The following is a 14,922-nucleotide window of genomic DNA, read 5'->3' as shown; positions in this document are numbered from 1 at the left end:
CCCATTCAGATGGGGAAGTGCCCCGTCATACGGGGCGATGGGGTCATGAGCATTGCAAGCCTATGACCCCGTCGTCGTAAAACGACGACACCTCCCCATTTGAATGGGGAGGCTGGTGATCCTGCTTCGCTGGCCCTACTCAAGCGTCTCGAGCAGGCGCGCGCAGAGGTAGGTGCGCGGTTCCAGCGAGGAATAGTAGATCTGCTCGATGATGGCGTGGGCGCCCTTGCCATCGGCGCCGAGGCCGTCGAGCGTCGGGATGCCGAGGGCGGCGGTGAAGTTGCCGTCGCTGCCGCCGCCGGTCAGCGGCACGTCGTTCAGCTCCTTGCCGATCTCGCGATAGATCGCCTGCGCCTTCTGGAAGAGATCGGTGATGCCCGCATCCTTCTGGTAGGGCGGACGATTCATGCCGCCCTCGACCGAGAGTTCGACCTCCTTGCCGATCGGCTCGAGGTTCAGGAACCAGTGGGTCATCTCCTCGGCCAGCTGCATGCTGGGCACGCGCAGGTCGACGTCGATCGAACATTCGGCCGGCGTCACGTTGACGCCCGAGCCGCCGCGGATCAGGCCGACATTGCAGGTGATGCCGCGGGCATAGTCGGTCTTCTCCTCGATGCGCACGATCTGGCGCGCGATCTCGAGGATGGCGCTGCGGCCGTCCTCATGGCGCACGCCGGCATGCGCGGCGCGGCCCTTGGCCGTCAGGGTGAAGCGACCCACACCTTTACGCGACGTCACGACCTTGTCGCCGTCGCGGCCCGGTTCCATCACCAGCGCATATTTGTGGCCCTTCGCCGCTTCCTCGATACGGGCGCGCGAGGTCGGGCTGCCGACCTCTTCCTCGGGAATGAACAGGAAAGTGACGGGCAGTTTTGTCTTCTTGCCCTGGCGGACCAGGTGGCGCAGGGCATAGTAGGCGATGTAGCCGCCCGCCTTCATGTCGTAGATGCCGGGGCCGAAGACGCTGTCGCCTTCCTGGCGGATCTTCAACTCCTTCTCCTTCATCCCGAGCGGATGCACCGTGTCGAGATGGGCAAGGACCAGAATGCCCTTGCCCTGCCCCGTGCTCCATTCGGCCGGGGTCTTGGCTTCCAGGATGTCGCCGAAGCCGTCGCGGCCCGGTGTACGATCCAGGTCGAGGCCAAGGTCGCGGAACTGGCCCTCGACCTTGTCGACCATGACATTGACCGCCTTCGCGTCGTGGCTCGGGCTCTCGATCTCGATCCACTCGACGATGCCCTCCAGTATCTCCTTGGGGTCGATCTTGGGCTCGTTCTTCATGTTCGCGGCGGCCATTGTCGTCAGTCCTCTGTGCTCAGATCGGATCCCAGGTGAAGTACTCGGGCGAGCGCTTCAGGTCCGTGAAGTAGGGCTTCATCGACGGCACGGCGTGCTCGGCGATGTCCTCCAGCGTCCAGCCCTCGGAGTTATGCACGGAGCGTACCGGGCGGTTGGCGTTGAACAGCATGATCTCGTTCATGCGCACGCCGAAGATCTGCGAGGTGATGCCCTGCTCCTGCGCCGAGTCTGACAGCAGGTAGACGGCCATCGGCGCGATCTTGGCCGGGGTCATCTTCTTGGAACGCTCCAGGCGCGCCTTCTGCGCCTCGGTGTCGGCGGGGATGGTCCCGATCATGCGCGTCCAGGCAAAGGGCGAGATGCAGTTGGAGCGGACGTTGAACGCCGCCATGTCGAGGGCGATCGAGCGCGACAGGCCGATGATGCCCATCTTGGCCGCTGAGTAGTTGGCCTGGCCGAAATTGCCGACGAGGCCGGAGGTCGAGGTGAAGTGCACGAAGGCACCCGACTTCTGTTCCTTGAAGTAGTTGGCGGCGGCGCGGCTGGTGTTGAACGAGCCGTTGAGATGGACGTCGATGACCATCTTCCAGTCCATGTGACTCATGCGATGGAAGATGCGGTCGCGCAGGATGCCGGCATTGTTGATGACGCCGTCGATGCGGCCGAAATTCTCGACCGCGGCCTTGACCATGCGCTCGGCACCGGCCGGATCGGCCACGCTGTCGCCGTTCGGGACGGCCTTGCCGCCGGCCGCCGCGATCTCGGCGCAGACCTTCTCGGCCGCCGTCGCGCTGCCGGAACCCTCGCCGTCGACGGCGCCGCCGAGATCGTTGACCACGACCTTGGCGCCTTCCTTGGCCGCCAGCAGAGCCATCTCGCGGCCGATGCCGCCGCCCGCGCCGGTGACCAGCACGACCTTGTCCTTCAACATGTTTGCCATAGTCTTCTTCTCCCTCTTCACTACTGATCCACTTTCGGGGCGCGCGGCTCGCCGCGCAACAGTCGCGCGCTCAGCACCGTCGCAATCGCGAACGGCGTGAGGCCGATCACCATCGGCATCGCGATGTAGCGGCTGCCGATCACCGTGAGTGCGGCTACCGCGATCGTGCCCATGGCGCCCATGCCCATCTGCGCAAGACCTGCCAGCGACGAAGCCGTACCGGCCAGCCGCGGATAGAGGCCGACCGCACCGGCATTGGCATTGGCCACGATCATGCCCGTGCCGAAGCTCAGCAGCATGTGCGGCCCGATGATGGCCCACCAGGTGACGATGCCGGAGAGCGAAAGCGCCCCCATGCCGATCAGTGCCGCCACGTGGAACCAGCCCGAATACATGATGATGTCGACCGGCGCGACGCGGCCGACCAGCCGGTTGTTCACGAAGGTGCCCAGCGTGAAGCCGCCGACCGCGAGCAACGCGATCAGGCCGAACTCGCGGGGGCTGAAGCCCATGCTCTCCTGCAGCACGAAGGGCACGCCCGCCAGCATGCCGAAGTTCAGGGCGAAGGCGAAGCCGAGCGGCAGGACATGGCCCAGGAAGCGGCGATCGCGCAGCATTTCGCCCGAGCCGCGCAACAGGCTCGACATATCGATACGCTCGCTGCGGAACGTGTTGGTCTCACGCAAGCCCGCCCAGGTCACCAGGAACAGGATCGTGCCGAAGCCGCCCACGAGCCAGAAGGTCGCGCGCCAGCTCGCCCATTCGCCGAGGAAGCCGCCGATGGTCGGCGCCAGCGACGGTGCGATGTTCTGGCCGAGCGAGATCCAGCTCATGACCAGCGGCATTTCCTTGAACGTGTAGGCATCGCGTGTCAGCGCGCGGCCCAGCACCGCCCCCGACGCCGCGCCCAGCCCCTGCAGGATGCGCAAGCCGATCAGGCCGCTGATCGACAGGGCGAAGGAACAGGCGAAGCTGGTGACTGCAAAGAACAGCAGGCCGCCCAGCAGGACCGGCCGCCGCCCGTAACGGTCGCTGAGCGGGCCATAGAAGAGCTGGCCGACGGCAAAGCCCAGCATGTAGGTGGTGAGGGTCAGCTTCACGTTGTCAGGTGTCGCCAGCAGCTCGTGACCGACCGATGGCATGACCGGCGTGTAGATACTCATGGTGAGCGGGCCGAAACTGCTCAGCGCCACCAGGAGGGCAATGTAGGCAGGCGAACGCGGCGCGAGGTTCACTTGGGTTTCGCTTCCGCAGCACCTTCGGCGCCGAAATCGCCGCCCAGTGCCATATCCCCTTGGGCCATCTCCTCCTGCGCCTTCGTCATGCGCGGGTAATAATGGCGGAAGGCACCGCGGATCTCGTCAAACGGGATGTCGGCGAACACGCCGCGATAGGCGAGATATTCCATGTGGCGGCGGCCGCTGAGATCGAACGGGTGATAGATCGAATCGCCCACGGCGTCCCAGTCGAGCGGCTTCAGGCCGAACCTGTCGGTGAGCTCGCGGTTGAAGGCCGGCGTCGCCTTGATCCAGCGCCCCTCCAGCCAGACGTCGGTATAGCCGTGATAGTAGAAGACGTCGCTGCCCATCAGTTCCGACAGTCGTTGTGTCGTCATGTGGTTGCGCACGTCTGCGTAGCCCAGGCGGGCCGGGATACCGGCGGCACGGCAGACCGCGGCCATGACACCCGCCTTGTTCACGCAGTATCCGTGTCCGGAAGCCACCGTGGCGCTGGCGCGATAGGCCTCGCGCTTCATCGGCGTGTTGTAGGGATCGTAGCGCAGCTCGTCCCGCACGGCGTAGTAAAGGCGCAGTGCCTTCTCGCGGTCGCTGCCCTCGCCGGCCACGCGCCTTGCGTAGGCCACGATTATCGGGTGTTGTGAATCGATCAAGTCGCCCGGTTGCCGATAGGCCTCGAAGCTGGCGCCGTCACGAATGACGTCGTCGGCCGGGGTCCTGAAGGAATCGTAATCCACCATGTGCGGCAAATCCTTTAAGGCAAGAGGCGGGAAAGTCCATGAGCGACGGCGCGCAATTCACCCATGCGCATATGGTGCGCTTCGAACGGCCCCTGCCCGGCCCGCCCTCGCAGGTGTGGAATTTCCTGGCCGATCCCGGACGCCTGCCCGGCTGGTATGGCGACGGCAGGATCGAGCCACGGGTCGGCGGTGCCGTCTCGCTGATGGGCGGCCATATCCGCGGCGTGGTCACGCAATGGCAGCCGCCGGGGCGCCTCGCCTATACATGGAACGTGTACAATCCAGGCGACGCGACGTCGCCCTACCCTGAGTCCTATCTCATCCTGACGCTTGCGCCTTCAGCAGGGGGCACTCTCCTGACGCTCGAACACCTGCCGGTGCTGGACACGTTCGTGAAACTGAACGCCATGGGCTGGCATACGTTCATCGACATGGTCGAGGCCGCCGTCCGCGGCGCGACCGTCCATGACCGCGACCACTACATGGCGCAGAACGCCGCGCGCTATGGTGTGGATCTGGACAACCCGCAGGGCTGATCGCTACTCGACCGACACGGTCCGGCGGATTTCCTCGTTCCTGAAGCCGATCATCATCGGCCGCGCGAGACCCGGCAGGCTGACAACGTCGTAGAGTTCGTTGATCACGCCCTCGAGCCGCAGCCAGTGCGCAACGTCGCCGGTTCGCGTGTCGATCACGAACACGCCGCAGCGCGGGCCGACCTTGGCGTCGGCCAGACGGTCCTGCAGCGGCAGGCCGGCGAAGGTGCGGTTGTCGCGCGGCTCCGAGAGGCCCACGAGCGCATAAGGGCCGACGAAGTCGAGCCCGCGGAGATATCCCGGACAGAAGGCCAGCGGCTCGAAGCGGCCCGTCGACAGATCGACCGTGCCGACCTCGCCCGCGCCCGAGTTCAGCACCCAGAGCTTGCCCTCGTGCAGGCGCGGCGAATGGGGCATCGAAAGGCCGCGGCAGACGACCTCGCCCGAGGCGACATCGACCACGACACCACCGCCGGCGCGATGATCGCGCCAACCGTCGGCGACATCGGTGTCGGAGACGCAGGTGACATAGGCCGGCTTGCCGTCGCGCATCGCCAGGCCGTTCAGATGGCAGCGATCCTCCGGCGCCAGCCGGGAAATGAAGGAGGGCTTCCACAGAGGCTTGAAGCTGTGCGTCTCGCTGACCGTCGCGAGGCAGGAGAACAGCGTGTTGACGAAGACCAGCTTGCCGTCGGCGTCGAAGGCGACATCGTGAACGTCGAGGTCGGCGGTGTAGGTCGCCGATTGCGGGACGAACAGCGCGTCGTAGCCAGCGGCGCCGGGCGTTCCGCGGGCAGCGTCGACGAAGCTGGTGATCTGGATCATCGACGCGATGGCCAGGCGTGAATCGTGGAACGCCATGCCCATCGGCCGCTCCAGCGTGCGTTCGAACACCGAGAGCCGGCCACCCGCCTGCTTGTTGGTGCCGATCAGGATCACCTTGCCGCTCTGGTAAGTCGAGAGCGCGAGGCTGCCGCCGCTATCGGCCAGCCAATTCGGGAACTAGCGCGACGTGGTCACGACGAAGGCCGGCTTTTCCTGTCCGGCGGGCGGGGCTGCAGTATTCTCCACGGCGTGTCGGCACCTTAGATCGAATGGAGGATCAAAGCGACGGCGGCGCGTCGGCGTCGGATTTCACCAGGAAGTGGGCATTGGCCGTTGCGACCGGGCGCGAGCGGTCTTCCTGCCAGGCTTCGGCGAAGACGTTGACCATCCGCCTTCCCTGCTTGGTCACTTTGGCGCACGCGATCACGTCGACCGGCCGCGCCGAGCGCAGGTAGTCGACGGTGATGTTGACGATCTTCGGCACCGTCTCGGTCTCCGTCTCCCACAGGAGATGGAAGATCGCGGCCATCTCGAGCATCGCGCCCAGCGTGCCGCCATGGATCGCCGGCAGGAACGTGTTGCCGATCAGCTCCGGGTGATAGCGCATGCGGGTCAGCAGCTCGCCGGTGCCGTTCTCCGGCGCGATCTGCATCCAGCGCGCATAGGGAATGGTCTCGGCGAGGCGGGCGACGTTGCCTTCCTTGCGCGCCTCGGCGAGGCGTTCGAGAAGCGCGCTCATGGCTTGTCCACCAGGGCGGGCCGCGTCGCCTTGCCCTTGGTGCCCAGCATGAAGGTCCCGGCCGCCGCCGCGATCGGGTCCTTGGCATCGCCGTGATGGGCGAAGGCGCGTGTGAAGGCCACGGACCGCGTGATGCGGTAGCACTCGGCCTCGGCGATCACCGCCTTGCCGGGCTCCGCCGGCCGCACATAGTCGATGCGCAGATCGAGCGTCGCAAAGGGCTCCGGCGCCTTCAGCATGGTGGCTACCGACATGCCGCAGCAGCCGTCGAGCATGGCGGTGAGCGGTCCGCCCGCCAGCACGCCCGTCTCCGGATTGCCCACGAGCTCTTCGCGCCAGTCGAGCTGCATCGAGGCAAAGCCGCGCGAGGCGCCGATCACCTTCAGGCCCAGCGCCTTGTTGTGCGGGATGTTGTCGGAGAACCACTGCTGGAAGAGCGCGATGCGCGCGTCCCTGTCCATCTACAGCCCCATCTGGCGGGCGGCGAGATCCTTCATGATCTCGGTCGAGCCGCCGCCGATCGACATGACCTTGGTCTCGCGATAGATGCGCTCGACCTTGGCGCCGCGCAGGTAGCCCGCGCCGCCGAACACCTGCATCGCCTCGTTGGCGCAGAACTCCATGGTCGAGGTCGCGAGGTTCTTCAGCATGCAGATCTCGGCGACCGGCTTCTCGCCCTGCCCGACCCTGTAGGCCAGCAGCTCGAGCGTCGACTTCACGGCGTTGATGCGCATCGCCATGTCGACCAGCCGGTGGCGCACCACCTGGTTGGCAATCAGCGGCTTGCCGAAGGTATGGCGCTCGCGGGCATAGGCGATCGCCTCGTCGAGGCAGACCTTGGCGTAGCCGCAGGCGCCGGCCGACATGCCCAGCCGCTCGGAATTGAAGTTCAGCATGATGCCGATGAAGCCGCGATTCTCCTCGCCGATCAGGTTCTCGACCGGCACCTTCACATTGTCGAAGAAGAGCTGGGCGGTGTCGGACGCCCACCAGCCCATCTTCTTCAGCTTGGTGCGCGCGAAGCCCTCGCGGTCCCTCTCGATCAGCAGCAGCGAGACGCCACCCGCCCCCGGACCGCCGGTGCGGACGGCGACCGTGTAGTAGTCGGCCCGCATGCCGGAAGTGATGAACATCTTGGAGCCGTTGACGACATAGTGGTCGCCCTCGCGCCGCGCCGTGGTCTTGAGGTTCGCCACGTCGGAGCCGCCGCTGGGCTCGGTAATGGCCAGCGCGCTGATCTTCTCACCCGCCAGCACCTCGGGCAGAACCTTGCGCTTCATCCATTCCGGGCCCAGGGCCGCGATCGGCGGGGAACCAATCGTGTGGCTGTTGAGGCTGGCATTGAGGCCACCACTGCCGTGGCGCGCCATCTCCTCGGCCTTCACGATGCCGAAGAAGGGATCGGTCGGGACGCCGCCATGTTCCTCGGGGAAACCGAGCTGCAGCAGGCCGGCGGCCGAGGCCTTGCGATAGAGCTCGCGCGGGAACTCCTCCGCCTCGTCCCACTGGTCGACATGGGGCATGATCTCGCGATCGACGAAGCGCCGCACGGTGCTTCGGAACGCCTCGTGCTCCTCGGTATAGAACGGCGACGGCGGCCGGCCCGAGGGCACGGCCTGCTCGGCGAGCGACATGAAAATTCTCCGGTAACGAGCAGTGGATCGGCCAACAGTACAGTGCGTAGCTTGAAAATCCATTGACTCTCCGCAGCGCTGCCATGTCTTATGATTCAAGCTAAACGCGAAGCCAATAAACGGCCGGTTTACAGGGTAGGAGAATGCTCGATTTCATCCAGCAGCTGGTGAGCGGAATCGCGCTCGGCTGCGTTTACGGGCTCATCGCGCTGGGCTTCGTCCTCATCTACAAAGCGACGGAAGTCGTGAACTTCGCCCAGGGCGACCTGATGATGCTGGGCGGGTTCTTCGTCTTCACCTTCATCGGCCTGATCGGCCTCGACTACTGGCTGGGCTTCCTGTTCGCCGTCTGCGGCATGGCGGTGTTCGGCATGGCGACCGAGCGTATCCTGATCCGGCCGATCCTGGGCTATCCGCAGTTCTCCATCGTCATGGCGACGATCGGGCTGGGCTACTTTCTGCGCTCCGTCGCCGGCATGATCTGGGGCACCGACGACCTCAAGATCGACACGCCCTTCTCGACCGGCGTGCTGAAGCTCGGCGATCTGGTGATCGCCCACGACAAGCTCTCGGTGATCGTGGCCACCGTCATCCTCTGTGTCGTGCTCTACGCCTTCTTCAACTACACGCGGCTCGGCACCGCCATGCGCGCCACGTCGGAGAACATGCTGGCGGCCTATTACATGGGCATCCCGGTGAAGCGGGTCGTGTCGCTGATCTGGGCGATCAGCGCCGCGGTGGCCGCGACCGCGGGCGTGCTGCTGGCGCCCATCACCTTCATCCATTCGAACGTAGGTCTGGCGCTCGGCCTCAAGGCCTTCCCGGCGGCGGTGCTGGGCGGCTTCGGCTCGATCCCCGGCGCACTGATCGGCGGGCTCATCATTGGCGTCATCGAGACCTTGGCCGGCTTCTACCTGCCGCAAGGCTGGAAGGACGTGGCGCCGTACATCGTGCTGCTGATCGTCCTGCTGGTCCGGCCACACGGCCTGTTCGGTCCCAGCATGCGCAAGAAGGTCTGAGCCCATGCGTTTCGTCTTCAAGACCGATTACGACCAGGACATCAAGCTGCTGAAGCACAGCGGCTACTGGTGGTCCTACGGACTGCTGCTGGCCGTGACCATCGCCGCCCCCTATCTCGTGGGCAGCTATCTGCAAAGCCAGATCGTCTTCGTCTTCATCTACGCCATAGTCGGCGTCGCGCTGATCATCCTCACCGGCTTCACCGGCCAGGCCTCGCTGGGCCATGCCGCCTTCCTGGCGATCGGCGCCTATACCGCGGGGTTCATGCAGAGCCAGGGCATATCGTTCATCGTCTATTTCCCGGCGGCGGCCATCATCACCGGCGCGGTCGGGGCGATGGTCGGCTTCCCGGCGCTGCGTCTCAGCGGCATCTACCTGGTGATCGCCACCATCGCCTTCGCCTTCATCGTCGAGGAGATCCTGGCGCGCTGGGAATCGGTGACCCACGGCAACGAGGGCATGCGGGTGCGCACCATCGACCTGCTCGGCCAGCCCCTGCCGCGCGACGGCGACTCCTTCTACTTCCTCTGCCTGCTGGTGCTGATCGGCTCGATCCTGCTGGCGCTGAACCTGCTGCGCTCGCCCACTGGCCGCGCCTTCATCGCCATCCGCGACTCCGAGACCGCGGGCAAGAGCATGGGCATCGACCTCGCCGCCTACAAGGTGAAGTCTTTCGCCATCAGCGCCGCCCTCACCGGCATGGCGGGCGTGCTGTTCGCCCACAAGATGTCCTTCATCTCGCCCGAGATGTTCACTCTGTTGCTCTCCATCGAGTTCATCATGGTGATCATCATCGGCGGCGCCTTCGGGGTGCACGGCGCGGTGCTGGGCGCGATCTTCATCGTGATGGTCGATCCGTTCCTGACCGCCCTGAAGGACGACGTCCCGGTGCTGGGCGCCAGCCTCGCCACCACGCTGGGCATGGCGCCCGAAGGCGCCGGCAAGCTGCGCGATACCATGTCGGCGATCGGCTCTGCCGCCGGCCTCAAGGGCGCGATCTACGGCCTGATCATCATGATGTTCATCCTGTTCGAGCCCTACGGCCTCTACGGCCGCTGGCTCAAGGTGAAGCTCTTCTTCCAGCTCTTCCCGCTCTACAAGAAGGCCACCTTCAAGCGCCAGAAGACCTACGTGAAGTCGGAGCGCAACCGATGAGCTTCTTCACGGTAGACGGCATTTCGCTGCAGTTCGGCGGCCTCAAGGCGGTCGACAGCGTGAGCTTCAGCGTCGATAAGGGCGAGATCTTCACTATCATCGGGCCCAACGGCGCCGGCAAGACCTCGATCTTCAACCTGATCTCGCGGCTCTACGACCCGACCTCGGGCAAGCTGTTCTTCGAGGGCCGCGACATCACCGAGGTGCCGGCCCACCAGATCGCCAAGCTCGGCATCGCCCGCACCTTCCAGAACATCGAGCTGTTCGAGAATGCCAGCATGCTGGCCAACTTGCTGGTCGGCCGGCACTGCCACGCCACCACGCAACTCTGGCAGGACATGCTGTTCCTGCCGTCGGTGCGGCGCGCCGAGCGGGAGCATCGCCGCAAGGTCGAGGAAGTGATCGAGTTCCTCGACCTGCAGCCCTATCGCGAGAAGCTGATCGCGGGCCTTCCCTACGGCGTGCGCAAGGTGATCGAGGTCGCCCGCGCGCTCTGCTCCGAGCCCAAGCTCATCCTGCTCGACGAGCCCTCCTCCGGCCTCAACGTCGAGGAGACCGACGACATGTCGTTCTGGATCCGCGACATCCGCACCGAGCTCGGTGTCACCGTGCTGATGGTCGAGCACGACATGACCCTGGTGAACCGCGTGTCGGACCGCGTGCTGGCGTTGAACTACGGCAAGGTGCTGGCCTCGGGCACGCCGGCCGAGGTGCAGGCGCATCCCGACGTCATCGCCGCCTATCTCGGCGCCTGAGCGGAGCAGGACATGAGCGACGATCCGATCCTGAAGGTCTCCAACATCGAGAGCTACTACGGCCCGATCATGGCGATCCGCGGCGTCAGCCTGGCCGTGCCGCGCGGCAAGATCATCACCGTGCTGGGCGCCAATGGCGCGGGCAAGACGACGATCCTCAAGACCATCTCGGGCGTACTCGATCCGCTCAAGGGCACGATCGAATTCGAGGGCAAGCCGATCCAGCGCATGGATGCCGACAAGATCGTGCGGCTCGGTCTCAGCCACGTGCCGGAAGGCCGCGAGGTCTTCCCGTTCCTGTCGGTGCGCGAGAATCTCGCGATGGGCGCCTTCTTGCGCAAGGACCGCGACGGCGTCGCCAAGGATCTCGAAAAGATCTTCGTCTACTTCCCGCGCCTCAAGGAGCGCATCGACCAGCCGGCCGGTTCCCTGTCGGGCGGCGAGCAGCAGATGCTGGCGATCAGCCGCGCCCTGATGAACCGGCCGAAGCTCCTACTGCTCGACGAGCCGTCGCTCGGCCTCTCGCCGCTGCTGGTGAAGGAGATCTTCAGCATCATCCGGCGGGTCAATGCCGAGGAAGGCACGTCGATCCTGCTGGTCGAGCAAAACGCCAAGATGGCGCTGGAGACGGCGCATTACGGCTACGTGCTCGAGGTCGGCCGGGTCGTGATGGACGATACCTGCGAGCGGCTGATGAACAGCAAGGACATCCAGGAGTTCTATCTCGGCGCCAAGGAAGAGAGCGCCCGCGGCGAACGCCGCTGGAAGAAGAAGAAGAACTGGCGCTGACGGGAGCGAGGAAACCATGCCCACCAAAGCGACGCTGACGGTTGCCGAAACCCTGCCCAAGAGCTTCCTGCTGTCGTGCAAAACGCGCGGCGAGCGGCCGGCGATGCGCGAGAAGCTCTACGGCATCTGGAACGCTATCTCCTGGAACCAGTGGCTGGAGCGGTCGAAGTCGGTAACCTTCGCATTGCACGAGATCGGCTTCCGCCCCGGCGACGTCGCCTCGGTGCTGGCCAACACCGTGCCGGAATGGAACTACGCCGACTTCGGCATCCTGTGCGCGGGCGGCGTCTCCTCCGGCATCTATCCCACAGACTCGGCCAAGCAGGTCGAATACCTGATCAACGATTCGAAGACCTCGGTCCTGTTCGTCGAGGATGACGAGCAGCTCGACAAGGCGCTCGAAGTGCGCGACCGCTGCCCGACCTTGCGCAAGATCGTCGTGTTCGACATGGAAGGATTGCGTACCTTCAACGATCCGATGGTGGTCTCACTCGACGAATTCATGGCCGCAGGCCGCAACTACGGCCAGGGCAAGGATACGCTGTTCGAGGAGCTGGTTGCCTCGCGCAAGCCCGACGACCTCGCCATCCTGGTCTACACGTCGGGCACGACGGGCCCGCCCAAGGGTGCGATGCACAGCCATCGCAACGTCGTCTACACGATGCAGAACTGCATGCACCCGGAACTCTCGCTCTCCTGGTACGAGGGTGACGAGCGCCTGGCCTTCCTGCCGCTCTGCCACGTCGCCGAGCGTATCGCCGGCAGCTATTACTCGGTCGCGACCGGCGTCTGCTCCAACTTCGCCGAGAGTCCCGAGACGGTGCCGGACAATATCCGCGAGGTGCAGCCCACCCTGTTCGGCGCCGTGCCGCGCGTCTGGGAGAAGTTCTACGCCGGCATCATGATTGCCCTGAAGGACGCGACGCCCTTCCAGCAATGGGCCTACAAGCGGGCACTCGCCGCCGGCCTCGCCATCGCGGACGCGCGGCTGGCGCGGCGCGAGCCGACGGCCCTGGAGAAGCTGCAGTTCCAGGTGGCCTACCAACTGGTGCTGAAGAACATCCGCCGCATGATCGGGCTGGACCGCTGTCGCTGGCTGTTCACCGGCGCGGCACCGATCTCGCCCGAGCTGATCCGCTGGTACCTGGCACTTGGCCTCGACATGTTCGAGGTCTACGGCCAGACGGAGAATTGCGGGCTGGCGACGGCGATGCCGGCCAACGCCATCAAGCTCGGCACGGTCGGCAAGTCGGTGCCCTACGGCCAGGTCAGCATCTCGCCGGTCGGCGAGATCCTGATCAAGGGCGACATGGTGTTCATGGGCTACCTGAACCAGCCCGAGAAGACCGCCGAGACCGTCGACAAGGACGGCTGGCTGCACACCGGCGACGTCGGCCTGATCGACGACGAGGGTTACGTCAAGATCACCGACCGGATGAAGGACATCATCATCACGGCGGGCGGCAAGAACATCACGCCGTCGGAGATCGAGAACCAGCTCAAGTTTTCGCCCTATATCAGCGACGCGGTTGTGATCGGCGACAAGCGCGCCTACCTCACGTGTCTGGTGATGATCGAACGCGAGACGGTGGAGAAGTTCGCCCAGGATCTCGACGTCCCCTTCACCAACTACACCAGCCTGTGCCGCTCCAAGGAGGTGCAGGACCTGATCTGGTCGGAGATCGAGCGGGTCAACGCCAACTTCGCGAGGGTCGAGACGATCAAGCGCTTCTACCTGATCGAGCAGCAGCTCACGCCCGAGGACGAGGAGCTGACGCCGACCATGAAGCTCAAGCGGTCGTTCGTGAACACCAAGTACAAGGACCAGATCGACGCGATGTACCGCCCTCAAGCCGCCTGAGTTCAATACAGTTCCGTAAAGCGTAGTGGAGGAAACAAGTAGTCATGCGTTCGTTTAGCGTAAAAGCCGCCCTGCTGGGTGGCGTGTTCGGCCTCGCCGCGCTGCCGGCGATGGCGCAGCAGACCAAGGTCACCAATCAGGGCATCGCGCCCACCGAGATCGTGCTGGGCACCCATCAGGATCTCTCCGGCCCCATCAAGTCCTGGGGCGTTCCCGTCACCAACGGCATGAAGATGGCCGTCGACGAGATCAACACGGCGGGCGGCATCAACGGCCGCAAGCTGAAGCTGATCGTCGAGGATGTGGGCTACGACCCCAAGCGCGCCGTTCTCGCGACGCAGAAGCTCGTGGAGAAGGACAAGATCTTCGCCATGCTGGCGCCGCTGGGCTCGCCCACGGTGCTCGCCGCGCAGGACACCCTGCTCGAGGCCGGCGTCCCGCAGCTCTTCCCGGTCACCTCGGCCGAGTTCACCTACAAGATGGACCCGAAGAACCCGCAGGACCGGCTGAAGTTCAACAACGTCCCGCCCTACACCGAGAGTGTGCGCGCCGGCGCCCGCGACCTGATGAAGGAAAAGGGCATCAAGAAGCCCTGCGTGATCTACCAGGACGACGAGTTCGGCAAGAACGTGCTCGACGGCTTCACCCAGGCCGTGGCCGACGTGAAGCTGACCGCCGGTGCGACGACCAGCTACAAGCGCGGCGCGTCGGACTTCTCCTCGCAGGTCGCCAAGATGAAGTCGGAAGGCTGCGACTTCGTCGTCATGGGCACCGTGGTGCGCGAGACCGTGGGCGTCATGGCCGAGGGCCGCAAGATCGGCTTCTCGCCGATCTACTTCGGCAGCCCCGCCGCCAACGTCGTCGAGGTCCCGGCGCTGGGCAAGGACGTGGTCGAGGGCTTCTATGCCGTCGGCGGCATGGAGATCCCCTACCGCGACACCGCCACGGGCAAGGCCAAGGAATGGGCCGACGCCTACTTCAAGCTCTACAACATGGAGCCGAACACCCAGGCGGCCCTGGGCTACAACGACGTCATGACCTTCGCCCATTACGCCAGGCTGGCGGGCAAGGACCTGACCGGCGCCAAGCTCCTGACCGCCATGGAGTCGGGTGACGTCTTCCAGGACATCTTCAACTCGCCACCGGTGAAGTTCTCGCCCACCGAGCACCTGTCGGCCACGATCTTCCTGCAGCAGCAGATCAAGGACGGCCGCTGGGTCGTGCTGAAGCGCGACCTCAAGAACTGATCCCAACGCCCTCGACGGCAAAGGCCCGTGCTGTCCCGGGCCTTTTCTTTTGCCCTCCGGAATCCGCCGTTTCGCCGTGCATAACGGCTGCGAAACTGCTCTACTCCCGTATAAGTCGCAAAAAGCGACGACGGACCGGGTCGT

General features: G+C 65.1%; 15 protein-coding genes. 7 read left to right on the top strand and 8 right to left on the bottom strand.

Annotated features, from left to right (window positions below):
• Positions 1 to 135 precede the first annotated feature (135 nt).
• From AC1ROX_RS15830 to AC1ROX_RS15815, 4 genes are read right to left on the bottom strand one after another with little or no spacing between them, the layout of a single operon-like run.
• Complete coding sequence (locus AC1ROX_RS15830; protein WP_493126911.1) at positions 136 to 1,296, bottom strand: M20 family metallopeptidase; 1,161 nt, start codon at positions 1,294 to 1,296, stop codon at positions 136 to 138.
• 19 nt (positions 1,297 to 1,315) lie between these two features.
• Complete coding sequence (locus AC1ROX_RS15825; protein ID WP_493126910.1) at positions 1,316 to 2,239, bottom strand: SDR family NAD(P)-dependent oxidoreductase; 924 nt, start codon at positions 2,237 to 2,239, stop codon at positions 1,316 to 1,318.
• Positions 2,240 to 2,259: 20 nt separating this feature from the next.
• On the bottom strand, positions 2,260 to 3,474 hold the full coding sequence (locus AC1ROX_RS15820) for a multidrug effflux MFS transporter (protein WP_493126909.1): 1,215 nt from the start codon (positions 3,472 to 3,474) through the stop codon (positions 2,260 to 2,262).
• Positions 3,471 to 4,217, bottom strand: a complete 747-nt coding sequence (locus tag AC1ROX_RS15815; protein ID WP_493126908.1) for a transglutaminase-like domain-containing protein — start codon at positions 4,215 to 4,217, stop codon at positions 3,471 to 3,473. The genes AC1ROX_RS15820 and AC1ROX_RS15815 overlap by 4 nt, the downstream gene beginning before the upstream one ends.
• 38 nt (positions 4,218 to 4,255) lie before the next feature.
• On the opposite strand from AC1ROX_RS15815, the gene AC1ROX_RS15810 reads away from it, so the two are divergent.
• On the top strand, positions 4,256 to 4,753 hold the full coding sequence (locus AC1ROX_RS15810) for an SRPBCC domain-containing protein (RefSeq protein WP_493126907.1): 498 nt from the start codon (positions 4,256 to 4,258) through the stop codon (positions 4,751 to 4,753).
• A 3-nt stretch (positions 4,754 to 4,756) separates the two neighbouring features.
• On the opposite strand, the gene AC1ROX_RS15805 is transcribed toward AC1ROX_RS15810, so the two are convergent.
• The 4 genes from AC1ROX_RS15805 to AC1ROX_RS15790 all read right to left on the bottom strand — a co-directional run bounded on the left by AC1ROX_RS15805 (position 4,757) and on the right by AC1ROX_RS15790 (position 7,951).
• A complete protein-coding gene (locus AC1ROX_RS15805; protein WP_493127037.1) occupies positions 4,757 to 5,743 on the bottom strand; it encodes a TIGR03032 family protein in 987 nt (328 codons plus the stop codon).
• A gap of 112 nt (positions 5,744 to 5,855) precedes the next feature.
• Positions 5,856 to 6,317 (bottom strand): PaaI family thioesterase, encoded by a 462-nt coding sequence (locus AC1ROX_RS15800; RefSeq protein ID WP_493126906.1) that lies wholly within the window; start codon positions 6,315 to 6,317, stop codon positions 5,856 to 5,858.
• The gene (locus AC1ROX_RS15795; RefSeq protein WP_493126905.1) at positions 6,314 to 6,778 is read right to left on the bottom strand and encodes a PaaI family thioesterase; all 465 of its coding nucleotides are present in this window, start codon (positions 6,776 to 6,778) and stop codon (positions 6,314 to 6,316) included. Before AC1ROX_RS15795 ends, AC1ROX_RS15800 begins: the two co-directional genes overlap by 4 nt.
• A complete protein-coding gene (locus AC1ROX_RS15790) occupies positions 6,779 to 7,951 on the bottom strand; it encodes an acyl-CoA dehydrogenase family protein (protein WP_493126904.1) in 1,173 nt (390 codons plus the stop codon). It abuts the gene before it with no gap.
• 143 nt (positions 7,952 to 8,094) lie between these two features.
• On the opposite strand from AC1ROX_RS15790, the gene AC1ROX_RS15785 reads away from it, so the two are divergent.
• Genes AC1ROX_RS15785 through AC1ROX_RS15760 form a run of 6 tightly spaced genes read left to right on the top strand, consistent with a single transcriptional unit; the run spans position 8,095 to position 14,778 of the window.
• Complete coding sequence (locus AC1ROX_RS15785; RefSeq protein WP_493126903.1) at positions 8,095 to 8,970, top strand: branched-chain amino acid ABC transporter permease; 876 nt, start codon at positions 8,095 to 8,097, stop codon at positions 8,968 to 8,970.
• A 4-nt stretch (positions 8,971 to 8,974) separates the two neighbouring features.
• Positions 8,975 to 10,126: a branched-chain amino acid ABC transporter permease gene (locus AC1ROX_RS15780; protein WP_493126902.1), complete on the top strand. Its 1,152-nt coding sequence runs from the start codon at positions 8,975 to 8,977 to the stop codon at positions 10,124 to 10,126.
• Positions 10,123 to 10,881 carry an ABC transporter ATP-binding protein gene (locus AC1ROX_RS15775; protein ID WP_493126901.1) on the top strand — a complete coding sequence of 253 codons (759 nt, stop codon included), beginning with the start codon at positions 10,123 to 10,125 and terminating at the stop codon, positions 10,879 to 10,881. Before AC1ROX_RS15780 ends, AC1ROX_RS15775 begins: the two co-directional genes overlap by 4 nt.
• A 12-nt stretch (positions 10,882 to 10,893) precedes the next feature.
• Entirely contained in the window at positions 10,894 to 11,670 is a 777-nt protein-coding gene (locus tag AC1ROX_RS15770; RefSeq protein WP_493126900.1) for an ABC transporter ATP-binding protein, read from the top strand.
• A gap of 16 nt (positions 11,671 to 11,686) precedes the next feature.
• Complete coding sequence (locus tag AC1ROX_RS15765) at positions 11,687 to 13,531, top strand: AMP-dependent synthetase/ligase (protein WP_493126899.1); 1,845 nt, start codon at positions 11,687 to 11,689, stop codon at positions 13,529 to 13,531.
• Between the two features lie 44 nt (positions 13,532 to 13,575).
• Entirely contained in the window at positions 13,576 to 14,778 is a 1,203-nt protein-coding gene (locus AC1ROX_RS15760) for an ABC transporter substrate-binding protein (RefSeq protein WP_493126898.1), read from the top strand.
• Positions 14,779 to 14,922 lie beyond the last annotated feature (144 nt).

The sequence above is a fragment of the Reyranella sp. GW821-FHT14A01 genome (genome assembly GCF_058803965.1).
Note: the sequence above shows the minus strand (reverse complement) of the source record. Positions and strands in the feature narration are given on the sequence as shown.

Coding starts and splice junctions, on each gene's coding strand:
- AC1ROX_RS15830 (WP_493126911.1), bottom strand. CDS start 1,296: ATGGCCGCCGCGAACATGAAGAACGAGCCCAAGATCGACCCCAAGGAG.
- AC1ROX_RS15825 (WP_493126910.1), bottom strand. CDS start 2,239: ATGGCAAACATGTTGAAGGACAAGGTCGTGCTGGTCACCGGCGCGGGC.
- AC1ROX_RS15815 (WP_493126908.1), bottom strand. CDS start 4,217: ATGGTGGATTACGATTCCTTCAGGACCCCGGCCGACGACGTCATTCGT.
- AC1ROX_RS15810 (WP_493126907.1), top strand. CDS start 4,256: ATGAGCGACGGCGCGCAATTCACCCATGCGCATATGGTGCGCTTCGAA.
- AC1ROX_RS15800 (WP_493126906.1), bottom strand. CDS start 6,317: ATGAGCGCGCTTCTCGAACGCCTCGCCGAGGCGCGCAAGGAAGGCAAC.
- AC1ROX_RS15795 (WP_493126905.1), bottom strand. CDS start 6,778: ATGGACAGGGACGCGCGCATCGCGCTCTTCCAGCAGTGGTTCTCCGAC.
- AC1ROX_RS15790 (WP_493126904.1), bottom strand. CDS start 7,951: ATGTCGCTCGCCGAGCAGGCCGTGCCCTCGGGCCGGCCGCCGTCGCCG.
- AC1ROX_RS15785 (WP_493126903.1), top strand. CDS start 8,095: ATGCTCGATTTCATCCAGCAGCTGGTGAGCGGAATCGCGCTCGGCTGC.
- AC1ROX_RS15780 (WP_493126902.1), top strand. CDS start 8,975: ATGCGTTTCGTCTTCAAGACCGATTACGACCAGGACATCAAGCTGCTG.
- AC1ROX_RS15775 (WP_493126901.1), top strand. CDS start 10,123: ATGAGCTTCTTCACGGTAGACGGCATTTCGCTGCAGTTCGGCGGCCTC.
- AC1ROX_RS15770 (WP_493126900.1), top strand. CDS start 10,894: ATGAGCGACGATCCGATCCTGAAGGTCTCCAACATCGAGAGCTACTAC.
- AC1ROX_RS15765 (WP_493126899.1), top strand. CDS start 11,687: ATGCCCACCAAAGCGACGCTGACGGTTGCCGAAACCCTGCCCAAGAGC.
- AC1ROX_RS15760 (WP_493126898.1), top strand. CDS start 13,576: ATGCGTTCGTTTAGCGTAAAAGCCGCCCTGCTGGGTGGCGTGTTCGGC.